Source organism: Rahnella sp. WP5, assembly GCF_000745615.1.
Lineage (GTDB): Bacteria > Pseudomonadota > Gammaproteobacteria > Enterobacterales > Enterobacteriaceae > Rahnella > Rahnella aceris.
The window spans coordinates 181733-199649 of sequence record NZ_KN050721.1 but is presented as its reverse complement, the minus strand read 5'-3'; the positions used below and the strand labels follow the sequence as shown (position 1 = coordinate 199649).

The following is a 17917-nucleotide window of genomic DNA, read 5'->3' as shown; positions in this document are numbered from 1 at the left end:
CATCAGCCCGGCAGAAATAAGCCGTCAGGCGCGATGGGTAAATACGGAGTCTACTAACCCGTACTGTACAGCCTCATCAGCGGACAGGAAACGGTCACGCTCAGTGTCACGCTCTATTTCTTCAAGAGATTTGCCCGTATGTTTCGCCATCAGCTCATTCATACGAGATTTCACTTTCAGAATTTCTTTAGCGTGGATCTCAATATCCGTTGCCTGACCCTGGAAACCGCCCAGTGGCTGGTGGATCATCACACGGGAATTTGGCAGGCAGAAGCGTTTGCCTTCGGCACCGGCTGTTAACAGGAATGCGCCCATTGAACAGGCTTGTCCCATACAAATCGTGCTGACATCCGGTTTGATGAACTGCATGGTGTCATAAATCGACATACCGGCAGTGATCACGCCGCCCGGTGAGTTGATATACAAATAAATGTCTTTTTCCGGACTTTCTGCTTCCAGGAACAGCATCTGGGCAACAATCAGGTTAGCCATATGGTCTTCAACCTGACCGGTCAGGAAGATGATACGTTCCTTAAGCAGACGGGAGAAAATATCGTATGAACGCTCGCCCCGTGAAGTTTGCTCAACCACCATGGGTACCAACGCCATGTTTGGTGCAAATTGCTCTCTTTCACCACTGTATGACATAACCGTCTCCTAATAGATTCTGTTTGGCGCTATTTAAAATCGATTCTACTTGAGATAGGCACACATGACTATGCTCAAGCGGCCAAGTCGCCATTTACACGCCTGACGGTGTTTATCAGTCAGATTTTAACTACAAATTTACCTGGGTTAGCTCTTATCAATTGGGGGAATTGCCCCCTTTTTCAAGCCTGCAGTGATATTTCTTTTTTGGCGTGCCCCCTGAGCCAGTAAAAAGCCATCCTGAGGGTGTCAGTCAACAGTTTCTACGTGGGCTGTGCTTTATATTGATAAATATAGTGCAAAAACAACAGCCAAAACAAAAATACCTGATTTTCAGGAAATAAAAAGCCCGCAGTAAAAACCGCGGGCTTTGGAAGCAAACCTGTAAACAGGTTCAGCAACGTGCATTACAATTATGCAGGTTGAGTCTGGTTCATCAGTTCAGTAAAGGTAGTGGCTTTTTCAGTCACTTTCGCTTTAGACAACAGAGTTTCGACCGCTTGTTCTTCCAGTGCGACGTTACGCATGTTGTTCATCAGCTCTTTGTTTTTGCTGTAGAACTCAACAACTTCCTGTGGATCTTCGTACGCAGAAGCCATTTCTTCGATCAGTGCTTTAACGCGATCTTCATCAGCTTTCAGTTCGTGCTGGCTGATGACCTCGCCCAGCAACAAACCAACAACGACGCGACGTTTAGCTTGCTCTTCAAACAATTCGCGTGGCAGTTCCAGCGCTTGTTTTTCGTTGCCGCCAAAACGTTGTGCAGCCTGACGACGCAGAACATCCACTTCGCCGTCGATCAGTGCAGATGGCACGTCGATTTCGTTAGCGCTGACCAGACCGTCGATTGCCTGAGTTTTGATGCGGTTACGAACAGCACCTTTCAGCTCGCGTTCCATGTTTTTACGCACTTCAGCACGCAGACCTTCAACAGAACCATCAGCCACGCCGAAACGTTTGATGAATTCAGGGGTCAGTTCTGGCAACTCACGCTCTTCGACTTTCTTCAAAGTAATCGCGAACTTAGCCGCTTTACCTTTCAGGTTTTCAGCATGGTAATCTTCCGGGAAGTTCACGTCGATTGTGAATTCTTCACCGGCTTTGTGACCCACCAGACCGTCTTCGAAGCCTGGAATCATGCGGCCCTGGCCCATAGCCAGTACGAAATCAGAAGCTTTGCCGCCTTCGAATTCTTCACCGTCGATGGAACCGGAGAAATCAACAGTCACACGGTCTTCAGCAGTGGCCGCAGCATCAGTTTCTTTCCAGTCCGCTTGTTGCTTACGCAGAGTTTCCAGCATGGTATCAACATCAGCGTCGTTAACTTCAACAACCGGTTTTTCAACTTCGATGTTTTCCAGATCTTTCAGCTCAACTTCCGGGTACACTTCAAATTCTACGGAGAAGTTAAAGTCTTCACCCTGCTTGTACTCACCCGGGATGTAGTTAGGTGCGCCAGCTGGATTGATTTTTTCTTTGATGATCGCATCAACGAAATTGCGTTGCATCAGATCACCCAGTACGTCCTGACGTACTGACGCGCCGTAACGCTGTTCAATGATGTGGCTTGGTACTTTGCCTTTACGGAAGCCGTCAATACGTACTTTTTTAGAGACGTTGATCAGTTCACTGCTCACTGCTTTTTCAATGCTTTCAGCAGGAACAGTAATCGTTACGCGGCGCCCAAGGCCTTGAGTGGTTTCAACAGAAACTTGCATCTTGTTACCTCAAAAAAAAATCACAGTGCTCGGTCAACTCCAGAAGTCGTTCTCAAGATGAGCGCAAACTTACCTTGAAAACGACTTCTAAGAACCGGGACAGTTCTGTATCAGAACGTAGCCCTGTATTCGAGAGCGTCCGAAACCATTCCGGAAAAATTAGACGCGACATTATAGCGGCGCATACGCATTGAGTCGAGGACGGTCTCTGTTGCGCGGGAGGAAACTCACACGGGACTCGATCCTTCGAAAAATGCGGCCATTCAGAGGTATAAACCTCGTGCCGTCAGTCCGTCAGAAGAAAAACAAAAACGGCCCGCAGGCCGTTTCTTGAAATTCGCATCTACTAATACCGCATCTGGCAAGGAAAGTTCCAGTGTTACCGCGTCAAATGCCGATATTTATGCCTTTTGTGAATCAGATCGCGACTGTCAGGCCATGGTGCCCGCGCCGCGACACGGCGGTGAAGCTGGCACCGTATCTTGTAAGCCTTCCCATTCTTTCAGGGTATACGTGTGCAAAGCCAGCGCATGCACGCTGCCTGCCAGCTCCTCCGTTAATCTGCCATAGATGGCACGATGACGCGCCAGGAAACGCTCCCCGATAAACTTATCCGACACCATGACCACTTTAAAATGGCTCTCGGAGCCTGCCGGGACATTATGACGATAGCTTTCGTCAGTCACTTCCAGAAACGCAGGTTCAAATGCTTCAACTAATTTTGCTTCTATTTGCTCACGAATCATAGCAATCTCCTTACACCGCATCAGCAGAGAACTGCGCCTGTCTGGTACACCTATCTCTTTATAATGATAGGCGGCTTTCCAGATTCTATGCACGCCAGAACAATAAATTTCTGCTGCAGATTGATAAAAATGGCGCTCAGTCTGTCAAAGAAACTGCCGCTTCGCTACGGATGGCGTCAGCAGCCCGCAGCTTTACTGCGACTTTGCTGAAAAAAAACGCGAAAAACACGCTTTTCCGGATTGTTGGGACTTCCCCCGGCAAATGGCAATGTTATGATGTCGGCAAATTTTTGAGCACTATTCCCTTATTAATATTGAGAAAATACACATGCTAAAGAAAATTATTTTCCCTGTTCTGGCACTGTTCATGCTGGCCGGTTGCGCCACCAGCACTAACACCCTGGACGTTTCACCGAAAATTGTTCTGCCTTCACAAGATCCAACGCTTCAGGGCATTACTATCAGCATCAACGGTGCTGACCAGCGTCAGGATCAGGCACTGGCAAAAGTGAACCGCGATGGGCAGTTGATTTCCCTGACACCGTCACGCGATCTGCGTTTCCTGTTGCAGGAATCACTGGAGAAACAAATGACCGCCAGAGGTTACATGGTAGGGGCTGACGGCGCGGTTGATTTGCAAATTGTAGTGAACAACCTGTATGCAGATGTTCAGGAAGGTAACCTGCGTTATAACATCACCACTAAAGCCGACATCTCCATCATCGCAACGGCGAAGAACGGCAGCAAGCAGGTGAAAAACTACCGCTCGACGTATAACGTTCAGGGTGCACTGTCTGCGACTAACGCAAAAATTACCAACGCAGTTAACACCACACTGGGCGATGTCATCAGTGACATGGCGTCAGACACCAGCATCAGTGACTTCATCAAAGCGAATGCCCGTTAAGTTCAGCTGAAGTTTGCGTGATGAATTCTGCCCGGCTCGTCCGGGCAGAATGCTTTTTAAGGCCAGTGATTATCTTTCCTGAAATGCATCCCCTCCTTTATTATGCGTATGCGCCACTCTCTCAACGGTTCGCAGGAACACAATTTTCATGATCAGTCAGTACTTTAAAATTTTCACGCAACGCAATACGGTCATTTTACTGCTTCTGGGCTTCGCTTCCGGTTTACCCCTGGCGCTGACGTCCGGCACGTTGCAGGCGTGGATGACGGTCGAAAATGTTGACCTGAAAACCATCGGCATTTTTTCGCTGGTAGGTCAGGCCTACGTGTTCAAGTTCTTATGGTCACCGATGATGGACCGTTACACGCCTTCTTTTCTCGGGCGCAGACGCGGATGGCTGATCCTGACGCAGTTGTTGCTGGTCGTGGCGATTTTCGCGATGGGTTTTATGGACCCTTCAAAAGATTTATTCTGGCTCGCCGCGCTGGCCGTACTGATTGCATTCGCCTCGGCGTCGCAGGACATCGTTTTCGACGCGTATAAAACCGATTTACTGCCACCGGAAGAACGCGGAAATGGTGCCGCCGTGTCAGTTCTGGGTTACCGCCTGGCAATGCTGGTCTCCGGCGGACTGGCATTATGGCTGGCTGATCGGTATCTCGGCTGGCAGCATATGTACTGGCTGATGGCAGGTATGATGCTCATCGGCGTTCTCGCCACCCTGTTGTCGCCGGAGCCTGAAAATACCCAACCAGCGCCGCGTACCATGGAGATGGCCGTCGTCGCACCGCTGAAAGACTTTTTTGGCCGCAACAATGCCTGGCTGATTTTGCTGCTCATCGTGATGTACAAGATGGGCGATGCGTTTGCGGGAAGCCTGAGTACAACATTTTTGATCCGTGGCGTCGGTTTTGATGCGGGGGAGGTCGGGCTGGTAAATAAAACGCTCGGGCTGATGGCAACCATCATCGGTGCATTGTTTGGCGGAATGTTAATGCAGCGTCTGAGCTTGTTCCGCGCCCTGATGTTATTCGGGATTTTGCAGGCTGTTTCTAACGCCGGTTACTGGATCCTCGCCATCACCGATAAAGATTTAACCACTATGGGCGCGGCGATTTTCTTTGAAAACCTGTGTGGCGGTATGGGGACGGCAGCGTTCGTGGCACTCCTGATGACGCTGTGTAATCGCTCATTCTCTGCCACCCAGTTTGCGCTGCTTTCAGCATTGTCTGCCGTGGGCCGCGTGTATGTCGGGCCAATTGCCGGATGGTTCGTTGAAGCTTATGGCTGGCCGTGGTTTTATCTTTTCTCGATTGTGGCAGCGGTGCCCGGTTTACTGCTGCTGGCAGTTTGCCGGCAGACCCTCGAATACACCCAAAATACAGACAGTTTCCTGCCGCGCATTCACTTTGCCGCCCCGTATCGCTGGGCATTACGTTGCATGCTGACGGGAAGCTTGTTATTGATACTCTGGCTGATCACGCTGATTGTCGACAGTATGGGCTGGGCATCCTGGCAAAGGCTGGCGACAACCTTGTTAGAAACGGGAGCAGTTATTTGCCTGACTGGCGTTATTTTAGGCAGTCTGCTCGATTTTTTATCTCTGCGCCGTACTGCACGTTCCTGATTTACCGCCATTCATTCGAAATGAATGGCGCGTTTCATTTAACAAATGATCTATAAATAGGACGCAATAAATTAAATTCAGAAAAAATAATATTTTCCGGGATAGTTTTTCTTTCGGGCTTTTCATGCATTTTATTTCACCTGCTTTATACATTAATTTAACATTAATTAAACGTATCGATGAGATATCGCACGACAATTATAATGTCAAAATCTGTCACCCCTTGTTTTTCATCACTATAGAAAAAAATCCATACGCAACATATTGTTGCCCACTGTAAATTGTCACGATCCGTGACATGTGTGACTGCGTTAACATAAAGTGTCAACAGCGCTTTGACACTTGTTTAAGCGTGTTTACAGTCCTGCAACCTTCCCGTAAAATGCCCGCACACCTGAAGCGACAATAGAGCCCTAGTTATTGAGGTCGTTAGATGAGACTTAAGAAATACAATAAAAGTATTGGGATGTTGTCCTTATTTGCCTCCGCGGTAATGTTGAGCGGTTGCAATACGGCATTGATGGATCCCAAGGGAGCAATTGGACTTGAGCAGAGAACGCTGATTTTAACCGCTATCGGTTTAATGCTGATCGTTGTTATACCAGTTATTATCATGGCGTTTGCCTTTGCCTGGAAGTATCGCGCTTCCAATACAAAAGCAAAATACAGTCCTGATTGGTCCCACTCCAACAAAATTGAAGCCGTCGTCTGGACAGTTCCAATTATTATCATTGCCATCCTGGCAACGATTACCTGGAAAACCACCCACTCGCTTGATCCGTTCAAGCCAATCGTGACTGACCAAAAACCGATGACGGTTGAAGTCGTTTCTCTGGACTGGAAATGGTTGTTCATTTATCCAGAACAAGGCATCGCGACCGTTAACGAACTGGTTATTCCTAAAGATGTACCTGTTCAGTTCAAAGTCACTTCAGACTCTGTCATGAACTCGTTCTTCATTCCTCAGTTAGGCGGGCAGATTTATGCGATGGCCGGTATGCAAACTCAGCTGCATTTGATTGCAAATGAAGCGGGTACGTATAAAGGCATTTCAGCAAGCTTCAGCGGCCGCGGCTTCTCAGGTATGAAGTTCAACACAATTGCGACTCCAACCCGTGCCGATTTCGACACCTGGGTAGCAAAAGTGAAAAGTGCACCGAACCAGCTGGCTACCACTGATGACTTCAACAAACTGGCTGCACAGAGCATCGACAACCCGGTCGAATACTTCTCTGTTGCAAAACCTGGTTTGTTTAAAGAAATCATTGGCAAATACTCCATGCATGACATGAAGGCAGCGCCAGAAGGTCACACCATGCCAATGCCGGCAGGCGCTGACATGAAAGGCATGGATATGGGTGGACAGTCTCACGCAGCCGGAGCCGAGGAATAAACGATGTTCGGAAAATTAACGCTTGATTCGGTTCCGTATCATGAACCGATTATCATGGTCACAGTTGCCGCGATTATTATCGGTGGCCTGGCAGTAGTTGCCGGCATCACCTATTTCGGTAAGTGGAAATATCTGTGGACCGAGTGGCTGACCTCCGTCGACCACAAAAAATTAGGTATCATGTATATCATTCTGGCCTTCGTCATGCTTCTGCGTGGCTTTGCCGATGCCATCATGATGCGTAGCCAGCAGGTGCTTGCCTCTGCGGGCGAGCCGGGCTTCCTTCCTCCTCATCACTACGACCAAATCTTTACCGCGCACGGCGTGATCATGATCTTCTTCATGGCGATGCCTTTCGTAATCGGTCTGATGAACGTGGTTGTTCCTTTGCAAATCGGTGCGCGCGACGTTGCGTTCCCGTTCCTGAACAACGTGAGCTTCTGGTTTACCGCCGCGGCTGTTGTGCTGATCAACATCTCTTTGGGTGTGGGTGAGTTCGCACAGACCGGCTGGTTAGCTTATCCGCCACTGTCAGGTAAGGAATACAGTCCGGGGGTCGGGGTAGATTACTGGATCTGGAGTCTCCAGATATCCGGTGTCGGGACCTTGCTGACCGGTGTTAACTTCTTTGCGACCATCCTGAAGATGCGCGCACCCGGTATGCCGCTGATGAAAATGCCGGTATTTACCTGGGCCGCACTGTGCACCAACGTGTTGATTATCGTGTCCTTCCCGATTCTGACCGTGACTGTTGCACTGCTGACTTTAGACCGTTATCTGGGCACCCATTTCTTCACGAATGATATGGGCGGCAACATGATGATGTACATCAACCTGATTTGGGCCTGGGGCCATCCGGAAGTGTACATTTTGGTTCTGCCAGTATTCGGTGTGTTCTCAGAAGTTACCGCAACCTTCTCCAAAAAACGTCTGTTCGGTTACACCTCGCTGGTATGGGCAACCATCGCCATCACGGTGCTGTCGTTCATCGTTTGGTTGCACCACTTCTTCACCATGGGTTCTGGCGCCAACGTCAATGCCTTCTTCGGCATCATGACGATGATCATTTCTATCCCGACCGGGGTAAAAATCTTCAACTGGCTGTTCACCATGTATCAGGGCCGTATCACGCTCAACGCCGCGATGCTGTGGACTGTTGGCTTCATCATCACCTTCTCTGTGGGTGGTATGACCGGTGTTCTGCTGGCGGTTCCGGGTGCTGACTTCGTGCTGCACAACAGCCTGTTCCTGATTGCCCACTTCCATAACGTTATTATCGGTGGTGTGGTCTTCGGTTGCTTCGCAGGTCTGACTTACTGGTTCCCTAAATCCTTCGGCTTCACGCTGAACGAAAAATGGGGTGTGCGTTCATTCTGGTTCTGGATCATCGGCTTCTTCGTTGCGTTCATGCCACTGTACGTCCTTGGCTTCATGGGTATGACCCGTCGTGTCAGCCAGAACATCGATCCTGAGTTCCACCCGCTGCTGGTTGTTGCAGCGTGCGGTGCTGCACTGATTGCCTGCGGTATCCTCTGCCAGCTGATCATGATCTTCGTTTCCGTTCGCGACCGCGACCAGAACCGTGATCTGACCGGTGATCCATGGGGCGCACGTACTCTGGAGTGGTCAACCTCTTCTCCTCCTCCGTTCTACAACTTCGCTATCGTGCCGCAAATTCACGACCGTGATGAGTTCTGGGACATGAAAGAGAAAGGCACCGCTTACAAGCAGCCTGCTAAATATGAACCGATTCATATGCCACGTAACAGCGGCGCCGGTTTCATCATCGCTATGCTGAGTCTGGTTTGTGGTTTCGCGTTAATCTGGGATATCTGGTGGCTGGCCGCGGTGAGCTTCATTGCACTGGCTGCGACCTGGATTGCGAAAAGCTTCGACGAAGATGTTGATTACTACGTGCCAGTTGAAGAAGTGGAACGTATTGAAAACCAACATTATGAACAAATCCGTAAAGCAGGTGTGAAACATGGCAACTGATACTCTGACTCACCACGATGAGGCCCATGCTGAGCATGGGCACCACGATGCAGGTGCAACCAAAGTCTTCGGCTTCTGGATCTACCTGATGAGTGACTGCATATTGTTTGCGAGCCTGTTCGCAACTTATGCAGTACTGGTAAACGGGACCGCTGGCGGTCCCTCTGGTAAAGACATTTTTGAACTGCCGTTCGTACTGGTAGAAACCTTCTGCCTGTTGTTCAGTAGTATCACTTACGGCTTTGCGATGCTGGGCATGAACAAAGGTAACAAAGCAGCGGTTAACGGCTGGTTGTTCCTGACTTTCCTGTTCGGTTTAGGCTTCATCGGGATGGAACTCTATGAATTCCATCACCTGATTGCTGAAGGCTATGGTCCGCAGCGCAGTGGTTTCCTGTCTGGCTTCTTTGCGCTGGTCGCCACCCACGGTCTGCACGTGACCTGTGGTCTGATTTGGATCCTGACCATGATGGTTCAGGTTTCACGTCGCGGTCTGACTGAAGTCAACAAAACCCGTCTGATGTGTCTGAGCCTGTTCTGGCACTTCCTGGACGTGGTGTGGATCTGCGTGTTTACCGTTGTTTATCTGATGGGAGCAATGTAATGAGTCATTCTGCTACTTCCCATGGTGGCGCAAGCCACGGCAGCCTGAAGTCATACGCTATTGGCTTCATCTTGTCGGTTATCCTGACGGTGATCCCGTTTGCCATGGTCATGACCGACACGGCGTCACATTCACTGATTCTGGGTACCGTGGTTGCTTCTGCAATCATCCAGATTGTTGTCCATCTGGTGTTCTTCCTGCACATGAATACGTCGTCGGAAGAGCGCTGGAACCTGGTGGCACTTCTGTTCACCGCTGTGATTATCTTTATCGTCGTTGTGGGCTCATTGTGGATTATGTATAACCTCAACCTCAATATGATGGTCAGTTAAAGAGCCGAGCTGCACGTGATGATTAAGCAATACCTGCAAGTAACGAAACCAGGAATTATTTTCGGCAACTTAATTTCTGTCATCGGGGGATTTCTCCTTGCTGCCAAAGGCAGCATCGACTTCCCACTCTTTCTCGCCACACTGGTGGGTGTTTCGCTGGTTGTCGCATCGGGTTGTGTCTTTAACAACTTTATCGACCGCGACATCGACCGGATCATGGAAAGAACGAAGAACCGGGTCCTGGTGAAAGGGCTTATTCCGCCGAAAACAAGCCTGGTTTACGCGACCATTCTGGGTATTGCGGGCTTTGCGTTGTTGTATATCGGAGCAAATCCGCTGGCCATGTGGCTGGCAGTGATGGGCTTTGTGGTTTATGTCGGCGTTTACAGCCTGTACATGAAACGCAACTCGGTATACGGCACGCTGATCGGCAGCTTGTCTGGCGCAGCGCCACCGGTTATCGGTTACTGTGCCGTTTCTGGCCAGTTTGATACCGGTGCACTGATCTTGCTTCTGATTTTCAGCCTGTGGCAGATGCCGCATTCGTACGCGATTGCCATCTTCCGCTTCAAAGATTATCAGGCAGCAGGTATCCCGGTTCTGCCAGTAGTGAAAGGCATCTCCGTCGCCAAGCATCATATTATCGTCTACATTCTGGCGTTTATGATTGCGACGCTGATGCTGACCCTGAGCGGTTATGCAGGTTATAAATACCTGATTGTCGCCGCCGCTGTCAGTATCTGGTGGCTGGGCATGGCACTGAAGGGGTATAAAACGGAAAATGACGTGGTGTGGGCGAGAAAACTGTTTGGTTTCTCCATCATCACCATCATGTCGCTGAGCTTCATGATGTCCGTGGATTTTAATTCTGCACCGACATCCTTGCTGACCTACGTTTGGTAACACGCACCTTCAGTGTAACCCGCTGAAATCACAGCTAAAGGCCAGTAGCAATACTGGCCTTTTCTTTTTCTCAGTCTGACAGGCAAACACCGTAATATCTGCTAAAGATCCATCGTTTTACCCAGGCCGGCTTAATCATTAAAATGTCGGATTGTTATTTTGAGGTAGTAATGTGAACGATAACCAGATGACCCCGCAGGAAAGTCGGGCTACATGGGGACTAGGGACAGTATTTTCTTTGCGCATGCTCGGCATGTTCATGGTTCTGCCGGTGCTGACCACCTACGGCATGAAATTATCCGGCGCCAGCGAAACACTGATCGGCATCGCCATCGGCATTTACGGCCTGGCACAGGCTGTTTTCCAGATCCCATTCGGACTGCTTTCTGACCGCGTTGGCCGCAAGCCACTGATCGTCTTTGGTCTGGTCATCTTCTGCATCGGCAGCATTGTGGCTGCTTCCACCGAATCTATCTGGGGCGTGATCATTGGTCGTGCCCTGCAAGGCTCTGGCGCGATTGCTGCCGCCGTGATGGCCCTGCTGTCTGACCTGACCCGTGAGCAAAACCGCACTAAAGCGATGGCGTTTATCGGCATCAGTTTTGGTATTACCTTTGCAATTGCTATGGTGCTCGGCCCGATCATCACCCACGCCTGGGGTTTACACGCCCTGTTCTGGGCGATCGCAGTATTGACCGTTCTCGGCATCATCATTACCGTGGCCGTGGTGCCCTCCCCTGCTACGCACATTCTTAATCGCGAATCGAGCATGGTAAAAGGCAGCTTCGGCAAAGTGATGGGCAACGCCAAACTGCTGAAACTGAACTTCGGTATTCTGTGTCTTCACGTGTTACTGATGTCGAGCTTCGTGGTGTTGCCGCAAGTGATGGAACATGCGGGCTTCCCGCCGAGTGAACACTGGCGGGTGTATCTGATCACCATGCTGACGTCTTTCGTCGCTGTCATTCCGGTGATTGTCTACGCTGAGAAAAAACGCCACATGAAACAGGTGTTCATGGGTTGCGTGGTTGTGTTGCTGCTGGCTGAAATCGTACTGTGGGCCGCGGGGCTACATTTATGGGCGGTCATCGCCGGTATCCAACTGTTCTTCCTGGCTTTCAACGTGATGGAAGCGATTCTGCCTTCGCTTATCAGTAAAGAATCACCCGCGGGCTACAAAGGCACGGCGATGGGGCTTTATTCCACCAGCCAGTTCATCGGTGTGGCGATTGGCGGCAGCTTAGGCGGTTATGTTTACGGACACGTCGGGGCCGGTGCCGTATTCCTGGTTTGTGCGGCCATTGCCGTCGTCTGGTTGCTGGTCAGTTCTACCATGACCGAACCCCCGTATGTCAGCAGCCTGCGTATTACGCTGTCTGAACTGGCGGTGAAAGATTCCGCCCTGCAGGCACGGATCCTCGCACAACCGGGCGTGGCCGAAGCCGTTGTCGTTCCGGAAGAATTCAGCGCCTACGTAAAAGTCGACACCAAACAGACCAACCGTAAAGCGCTCGAACAACTGGTCAGCGCTGCCTGACGCCTTCTGACATAAGTAATCAGCTGTGTCTGGAAACTGGCACAGCGTTTCATTTTTATCCCCACTGCGTGACACCCTTCACTTAAAAAATTCCCTCAATCGTTATCCTCAAGAATTCCTTAACAAAATTTTGTCAGTGATGACGGCTCTCGGGCCTTTTGAGGATCTCATGAAAACATATGCTCTCGTTGGCACCGGCGGACGCTCAGGTTTATACATTGAAGCGATCACCGGTAAATACCGCCACAACGCAAAATTTGTGGCCTTCTGTGATACAAATCAGACGCGAATGGATTATGCGAACCGCCAGCTTGAGCAGAGCGGCATCGCACGGGTATCTACCTGGAAATCTGCTGATTTCAATACGATGCTCGACGAAACCAAACCGGATATCGTGATTGTCACCAGCATGGATCGCACACATGACGATTATATCGTCCGCGCCCTGCATGCCGGTTGTGACGTCATTACTGAAAAGCCGATGACCATTGATGAACAACGCGCGCTGCGCATTCTGGATGCCGTCGATGCAACTGGCTATCAGGTGCGTGTGGCGTTCAATTACCGCTACGCGCCACATCACAGCAAAATGCGTGAACTGCTGATGCAGGAAACCATTGGCGAAGTACTTTCGGTGCACTTTGAATGGCTGCTGAATACCGAACACGGGGCAGATTATTTTCGTCGCTGGCACCGTGAAAAACGCAATTCCGGCGGCCTGCTGGTGCACAAATCGACCCACCATTTTGACCTGATGAACTTCTGGCTCAACAGCACGCCGGAGAAAGTTTATGCGCAGGGCGACCTGCGTTTTTACGGTAAAGAGAATGCAGAAAAGCGTGGCGTGACAGAGTTTTATCCGCGTACACATGGCTATCCGCAGGCACAGAATGATCCGTTTGCACTGCATATGGGCGATAACACCCAGCTCAAAGCGCTGTATCTGGATGCGGAACATGAAGATAACTATTTCCGTGACCAGAGTGTCTTCAGTGACGGCATCAGCATTGAAGATACGTTGTCGGTGCTGGTGAAATATCAAAACAAAGTACAGCTAACCTATTCGCTCAATGCGTATCTGCCGTGGGAGGGTTTGAACGTGGTGTTCAACGGCACCAAAGGCCGCATTGAAATGAAAATCGTCGAGATGTCGTACGTCAACGCAGGCGGAAAACGCGAAAACGAAGGCAGCATTGAGAAAGCAGAAATTACTGTTTATCCGTTATTTGCCGAACCCTGGAAGGCGGAGTTCCAGATGGGAGAAGGCGGCCATGGCGGCGGTGATAATGCCATGCTGGAAGACCTGTTCGGCGAGCGCAAAGACGACCCGTTAAAACGCGCCGCCGATCACCGCGCCGGCGCGATGTCGATCCTGACAGGAATTGCCGGAAATCTCTCGATGCAGTACGACAAACCGATTTACTTTAAAGACTTCGAACTGGTGAAAAGACTGTGCCAGCGGAAGTAATCGCCATAAAAAAAGGGACGCAATGCGTCCCTTTAAAATAACCGTAGTACGAAGGCTATCAGTCGCGGAAATTCTTAAACTGGAACGGCTGTCCCAGATCACCGTTGCGGATCAATGCCATTACGGCCTGCAAATCATCACGCGCTTTGCCGGTAACACGGACTTCGTCGCCCTGAACCTGTGCCTGCACTTTAATTTTACTGTCTTTGATCAGCTTGACGATTTTCTTCGCCAGCGCGGATTCAATGCCGGAATGCAGTTTGGCATCAACGCTGTAGGTTTTACCGCTGTGCTCCATCTGCTCAGGAATTTCCAGCGCCCCGCCTTCAATGCCACGTTTGGCTAACTTCTCACGCAGAATATCGACCAGCTGATTTACCTGAAAATCTGATTCGCTGGCCACTTTGATACTCTCGTTTTTTTCATTGAGATCGAAGCTGGCAGGAATGTTGCGGAAATCCCAGCGGGTTTGCAGTTCACGGCTGGCATTTTCCACGGCATTGCGCACTTCCTGCATGTCGATTTCGGAAACAATGTCAAAAGACGGCATAATCGCTTCTCCCTGTAGTTTTTGTGTTGCACGTTATATGGCGTGCATAATACCGCCTTCAACCCCCGATGCCAAACGACAGCAAAGTACCGGACATAAAATGCTCAGAGGGTCAAAAAGTGCAGGTGAAAATGTGATCTACAGCACAAATGTCTATACTAATAAGATAACCGGACAGCAGAATATTCTTTCAACAAACTATTTCATGGCCCTGTTTCGCCACAATTCCCGGGAGGCACAATGAAAATAACAGTATTGGGTTGCGGTGCGCTGGGACAACTTTGGCTTTCGGCCCTTTATCAGCAAGGTCACGACGTTCAGGGCTGGATCCGCATTGCGCAGCCATTTTGTGCCGTTAACGTTATTTCGCCGGAAGGCATTGCTTTTAATCGCAATATGCCTACTAACGACCCGGAACATCTGGCACAAAGTGAATTACTGCTGGTCACGCTGAAAGCGTGGCAGGTTTCCGGCGCAATAAGCACGCTGATGCCGATGCTTAATGATAATTGCGCGATATTACTGCTGCATAATGGCATGGGCACTGTTGATGAATTACCCCCTAACCGTCTGGCGATTTTGCAGGGCGCAACGACCCATGCGGCGCGTCATGAAGGCAACGCAATTGTCCATGTGGCTGCCGGAGCGACGCATATCGGCCCGGTGACTCCGCGCGGTGCGGCGCTGAGTTCACTGGCGGATACGCTGCATAATGCCTTACCGGACGTGGCCTGGCATGACAACATCAAGCCGTCGCTGTGGAATAAGCTGGCGGTGAACTGCGTGATTAATCCGCTGACAGCTTTGTATGATTGCACCAACGGCGACCTGCTGGCGTATGCCGATCAGATTGAGCAAATCAGTCAGGAGGTCGCGCAGGTGATGGCGATTGAAGGCGTCGAAATTCACAGAGAATCTTTGCTCAGCTTCGTCTATCAGGTGATTGAATCCACCTCCGCTAACCATTCGTCGATGCTGCAGGATATTCGCAATCAACGTCATACCGAAATTGATTATATCACCGGCTATGTCCTGCGCCGCGGGCGTAAGTTCGGCCTGACCCTGCCGGTTAATAACCGCTTATTTGAACAGATTAAGAGAAAGGAAAACGATTATGAGCGCGTCAGTTCTGGTCTGCCTGGCACCTGGTAGCGAAGAAATAGAAGCCGTTACCGCAATTGACTTGCTGGTACGGGCGGGCATTAACGTCACGACAGCCAGTGTCGCAGGCGATGGCAACCTGGAAATCCGCTGCTCGCGCGGCGTGCGTATTCTGGCCGATGTCGCACTGGTAGATGTTGCAGATGATGAGCATGACGTGATCGTTCTGCCCGGTGGCCTCGGTGGCGCAACCTGTTTCAGCGAAAGCCCGCTGCTGGTAGAGAAAGTGCGCCAGATGCATGTCAGCGGTAAAATTGTTGCGGCTATCTGCGCCGCACCTGCGCTGGTGCTGGAGTATCACGATTTATTCCCGGTCGGGAATATGACTGGTTTTCCGGGCCTAAAGGATAAGATCGACCCGAATAAATGGTCCGATCGTCGGGTGATTTTCGATCCCCGCGTTAATCTTCTGACCAGTCAGGGGCCGGGCACGTCAATGGAATTTGCCCTGAAAATTATCGATCTGTTGCTGGGCAAAGCCAAAGCAGCGGAAATTGCCGCGCAACTGGTTCTGGCACCGGGCATTTATAACTACACCGATGAAGGTGCCCGGGAGTCGTGATCCGATTACCGCCAGTAAAAAGGGGCTCAGCGATGCTGAACCCCTTTTTTACATCCGGAATATCGTTTACGGACGATAGACTTTCACGTTGTTAAAGCCCTGTTCTTTCAGATACAGCGCCTGTAAACGGCTCATCACGCCACGGTCGCAATACAACAGATAGGTTTTGTTCTGATCCAGATCGCCAAATTGAGTGGCCAGTTTGTAGAACGCCAGCGGCTTCACTTCAACGTTTTCCAGTGCCAGCGGCTGCGCTTCCACTTCATCCGGTGCCCGGACATCCAGAACGACGTCTGTTGACACGAACTCAGCCACAGTTTCCACTTCCGGTACCACTTCCGCCGCCTGTGTAGCAATTTCGCGAATATCGACATTCCGCGCTTCGCTGACCACTTTATCCAGCACCTCAAAATCGAACATCGCTTCTTCGGCTTCGATTTTTGCTTTCACCGCTTTCACCGTCGGGCTTTTCGAAATCACACCGCAGTATTCCGGCATGGTTTTCGCAAAATCTTCCGTACCGATTTCACGGGCAATCTTGATGATGTGCTCTTTATCGTGAGAAATCAGCGGACGCAAAATAAGCGTGTCAGAAACATTGTCGATTAAACGCAAATTGGTCAGCGTCTGGCTGGAAACCTGCCCCAGCGCTTCACCGGTGACCAGTGCCTGCACGCCATAGCGCTCAGCAATGGAAGACGCCGCACGCACCATCATACGTTTCAGGACAACGCCCATCTGACCGTCTTCAACTTTTTCGAGGATTTCACCGACGACCGGTTCGAAATCAACCGCGATAAAACGCACCCGGTGCGAGCTGCCGAAACGGTTCCACAGATAATGCGCCACCTGTTTCACACCGATTTCATGCGCTGCGCCGCCGAGATTAAAGAAGCAATAATGCACACGACAGCCGCGACGCATCAGCATATAACTGGATACACCGGAGTCGAAACCACCAGAAATCAGTGACAGCACATCTTCCTGCGTGCCAATCGGGTAACCGCCCTGACCCTCAAGGCGGCTTTTCACCAGCACCAGCTTATCGTCGTTAATTTCCAGTTTCACCGTGACTTGCGGATCTTTCAGGCTGACCTTCGCTGATTCAATGTGCTGATTCAGGCCACCGCCGACATAGCGTTCTACCTCGGTAGACGTAAAATCATGTTTACCACGACGTTTAACACGCACACAGAACGTTTTGCCTGCCACTTCATCACGGTAAGCTTCCAGCGCTTGCTCGAAGATGTTGTGGACATCGGTGTAAGGACGGTCTTCAACTTCTTCAACATAACGGATACCTGGAATGCGGCAGAGCAATTCCTGAATCAGGTCGTGTTTGCTTTCGTCTTTACTGCGAACTTCGATATGATCCCAGTGGCGGACCACCGCCAGCGTCTCATCATGCGGTCGCACGATATTGCGAATGCTGCTAGAGAGGATCTTAATGAAGCGCAAACGCACAGATTGGCTCTTGATGGTGATTTCAGGGAACAATTTAATGATAAACTTCATGGCAGTCTTTTGTTAGCAGGTGAAAAAACGGGGTAGTAAGTCGCTGAATAAGGATCTAGGATCCTATTATTGCTAAGCCAAATGTTCATTTTGTGTCACATTGGGCTTAGCAATAATATCTGCGGCGCAGAGTATATCACTTAAAATGGGTACTCTGTGCACAAAACCCTGCAGCAGATGTCATGCTGGACAGGAATGTCTCTTGAGGCTGAGCGCTGACTCTGCCGCCTCAGTACTTCGATCATCCATTC

At 50.3% G+C, this 17917-nt stretch carries 16 protein-coding genes; 11 read left to right on the top strand and 5 right to left on the bottom strand.

The window, feature by feature from the left end:
* Window positions 1–24: 24 nt before the first annotated feature.
* From clpP to bolA, 3 genes are all read right to left on the bottom strand, one after another.
* On the bottom strand, window positions 25–648 hold the full coding sequence (clpP, locus tag EX31_RS22245; RefSeq protein ID WP_013576640.1) for an ATP-dependent Clp endopeptidase proteolytic subunit ClpP: 624 nt from the start codon (window positions 646–648) through the stop codon (window positions 25–27).
* A gap of 413 nt (window positions 649–1061) precedes the next feature.
* Window positions 1062–2366 carry a trigger factor gene (gene tig / locus EX31_RS22240; protein WP_013576641.1) on the bottom strand — a complete coding sequence of 435 codons (1305 nt, stop codon included), beginning with the start codon at window positions 2364–2366 and terminating at the stop codon, window positions 1062–1064.
* Window positions 2367–2797: 431 nt separating this feature from the next.
* A complete protein-coding gene (bolA, locus tag EX31_RS22235; protein WP_013576642.1) occupies window positions 2798–3112 on the bottom strand; it encodes a transcriptional regulator BolA in 315 nt (104 codons plus the stop codon).
* 328 nt (window positions 3113–3440) lie between these two features.
* Here bolA and EX31_RS22230 point away from each other — a divergent pair, with 328 nt between their 5' ends.
* The 9 genes from EX31_RS22230 (at window position 3441) to EX31_RS22190 (ending at window position 13878) form a co-directional block, all read left to right on the top strand.
* On the top strand, window positions 3441–4019 hold the full coding sequence (locus EX31_RS22230; protein ID WP_013576643.1) for a lipoprotein: 579 nt from the start codon (window positions 3441–3443) through the stop codon (window positions 4017–4019).
* A 148-nt stretch (window positions 4020–4167) separates the two neighbouring features.
* Window positions 4168–5646: a muropeptide MFS transporter AmpG gene (ampG, locus tag EX31_RS22225; protein WP_037036815.1), complete on the top strand. Its 1479-nt coding sequence runs from the start codon at window positions 4168–4170 to the stop codon at window positions 5644–5646.
* 433 nt (window positions 5647–6079) lie between these two features.
* Complete coding sequence (cyoA, locus tag EX31_RS22220; protein WP_013576645.1) at window positions 6080–7039, top strand: cytochrome o ubiquinol oxidase subunit II; 960 nt, start codon at window positions 6080–6082, stop codon at window positions 7037–7039.
* 3 nt (window positions 7040–7042) lie between these two features.
* On the top strand, window positions 7043–9034 hold the full coding sequence (cyoB, locus tag EX31_RS22215) for a cytochrome o ubiquinol oxidase subunit I (protein WP_013576646.1): 1992 nt from the start codon (window positions 7043–7045) through the stop codon (window positions 9032–9034).
* A complete protein-coding gene (locus tag EX31_RS22210) occupies window positions 9024–9638 on the top strand; it encodes a cytochrome o ubiquinol oxidase subunit III (RefSeq protein ID WP_013576647.1) in 615 nt (204 codons plus the stop codon). Before cyoB ends, EX31_RS22210 begins: the two co-directional genes overlap by 11 nt.
* The gene (locus EX31_RS22205) at window positions 9638–9970 is read left to right on the top strand and encodes a cytochrome o ubiquinol oxidase subunit IV (protein WP_013576648.1); all 333 of its coding nucleotides are present in this window, start codon (window positions 9638–9640) and stop codon (window positions 9968–9970) included. Before EX31_RS22210 ends, EX31_RS22205 begins: the two co-directional genes overlap by 1 nt.
* Window positions 9971–9988: 18 nt before the next feature.
* A complete protein-coding gene (gene cyoE, locus EX31_RS22200) occupies window positions 9989–10873 on the top strand; it encodes a heme o synthase (protein ID WP_013576649.1) in 885 nt (294 codons plus the stop codon).
* A gap of 172 nt (window positions 10874–11045) precedes the next feature.
* On the top strand, window positions 11046–12410 hold the full coding sequence (locus EX31_RS22195) for an MFS transporter (protein ID WP_013576650.1): 1365 nt from the start codon (window positions 11046–11048) through the stop codon (window positions 12408–12410).
* A 169-nt stretch (window positions 12411–12579) separates the two neighbouring features.
* Window positions 12580–13878 carry a Gfo/Idh/MocA family protein gene (locus EX31_RS22190; RefSeq protein ID WP_037036812.1) on the top strand — a complete coding sequence of 433 codons (1299 nt, stop codon included), beginning with the start codon at window positions 12580–12582 and terminating at the stop codon, window positions 13876–13878.
* Between the two features lie 58 nt (window positions 13879–13936).
* On the opposite strand, the gene EX31_RS22185 is transcribed toward EX31_RS22190, so the two are convergent.
* A complete protein-coding gene (locus EX31_RS22185) occupies window positions 13937–14428 on the bottom strand; it encodes a YajQ family cyclic di-GMP-binding protein (RefSeq protein ID WP_013576652.1) in 492 nt (163 codons plus the stop codon).
* Window positions 14429–14668: 240 nt separating this feature from the next.
* Between EX31_RS22185 and panE the strand changes: the two genes are divergently transcribed.
* Window positions 14669–15580 (top strand): 2-dehydropantoate 2-reductase, encoded by a 912-nt coding sequence (panE, locus tag EX31_RS22180; protein ID WP_037036811.1) that lies wholly within the window; start codon window positions 14669–14671, stop codon window positions 15578–15580.
* Window positions 15543–16151 (top strand): protein deglycase YajL, encoded by a 609-nt coding sequence (gene yajL, locus EX31_RS22175; protein ID WP_013576655.1) that lies wholly within the window; start codon window positions 15543–15545, stop codon window positions 16149–16151. The genes panE and yajL overlap by 38 nt, the downstream gene beginning before the upstream one ends.
* A gap of 66 nt (window positions 16152–16217) precedes the next feature.
* On the opposite strand, the gene thiI is transcribed toward yajL, so the two are convergent.
* Window positions 16218–17666, bottom strand: a complete 1449-nt coding sequence (thiI, locus tag EX31_RS22170; protein WP_037036809.1) for a tRNA uracil 4-sulfurtransferase ThiI — start codon at window positions 17664–17666, stop codon at window positions 16218–16220.
* Window positions 17667–17917: the final 251 nt, after the last annotated feature.

Bases quoted from the DNA above. Each gene is read 5' to 3' on its own strand.
- cyoE (WP_013576649.1), top strand. From the start codon at position 9,989: ATGATTAAGCAATACCTGCAAGTAACGAAACCAGGAATTATTTTCGGC.
- EX31_RS22230 (WP_013576643.1), top strand. From the start codon at position 3,441: ATGCTAAAGAAAATTATTTTCCCTGTTCTGGCACTGTTCATGCTGGCC.
- cyoB (WP_013576646.1), top strand. From the start codon at position 7,043: ATGTTCGGAAAATTAACGCTTGATTCGGTTCCGTATCATGAACCGATT.
- EX31_RS22210 (WP_013576647.1), top strand. From the start codon at position 9,024: ATGGCAACTGATACTCTGACTCACCACGATGAGGCCCATGCTGAGCAT.
- tig (WP_013576641.1), bottom strand. From the start codon at position 2,366: ATGCAAGTTTCTGTTGAAACCACTCAAGGCCTTGGGCGCCGCGTAACG.
- clpP (WP_013576640.1), bottom strand. From the start codon at position 648: ATGTCATACAGTGGTGAAAGAGAGCAATTTGCACCAAACATGGCGTTG.
- EX31_RS22205 (WP_013576648.1), top strand. From the start codon at position 9,638: ATGAGTCATTCTGCTACTTCCCATGGTGGCGCAAGCCACGGCAGCCTG.
- panE (WP_037036811.1), top strand. From the start codon at position 14,669: ATGAAAATAACAGTATTGGGTTGCGGTGCGCTGGGACAACTTTGGCTT.
- ampG (WP_037036815.1), top strand. From the start codon at position 4,168: ATGATCAGTCAGTACTTTAAAATTTTCACGCAACGCAATACGGTCATT.
- yajL (WP_013576655.1), top strand. From the start codon at position 15,543: ATGAGCGCGTCAGTTCTGGTCTGCCTGGCACCTGGTAGCGAAGAAATA.
- bolA (WP_013576642.1), bottom strand. From the start codon at position 3,112: ATGATTCGTGAGCAAATAGAAGCAAAATTAGTTGAAGCATTTGAACCT.
- EX31_RS22190 (WP_037036812.1), top strand. From the start codon at position 12,580: ATGAAAACATATGCTCTCGTTGGCACCGGCGGACGCTCAGGTTTATAC.
- cyoA (WP_013576645.1), top strand. From the start codon at position 6,080: ATGAGACTTAAGAAATACAATAAAAGTATTGGGATGTTGTCCTTATTT.
- EX31_RS22185 (WP_013576652.1), bottom strand. From the start codon at position 14,428: ATGCCGTCTTTTGACATTGTTTCCGAAATCGACATGCAGGAAGTGCGC.
- thiI (WP_037036809.1), bottom strand. From the start codon at position 17,666: ATGAAGTTTATCATTAAATTGTTCCCTGAAATCACCATCAAGAGCCAA.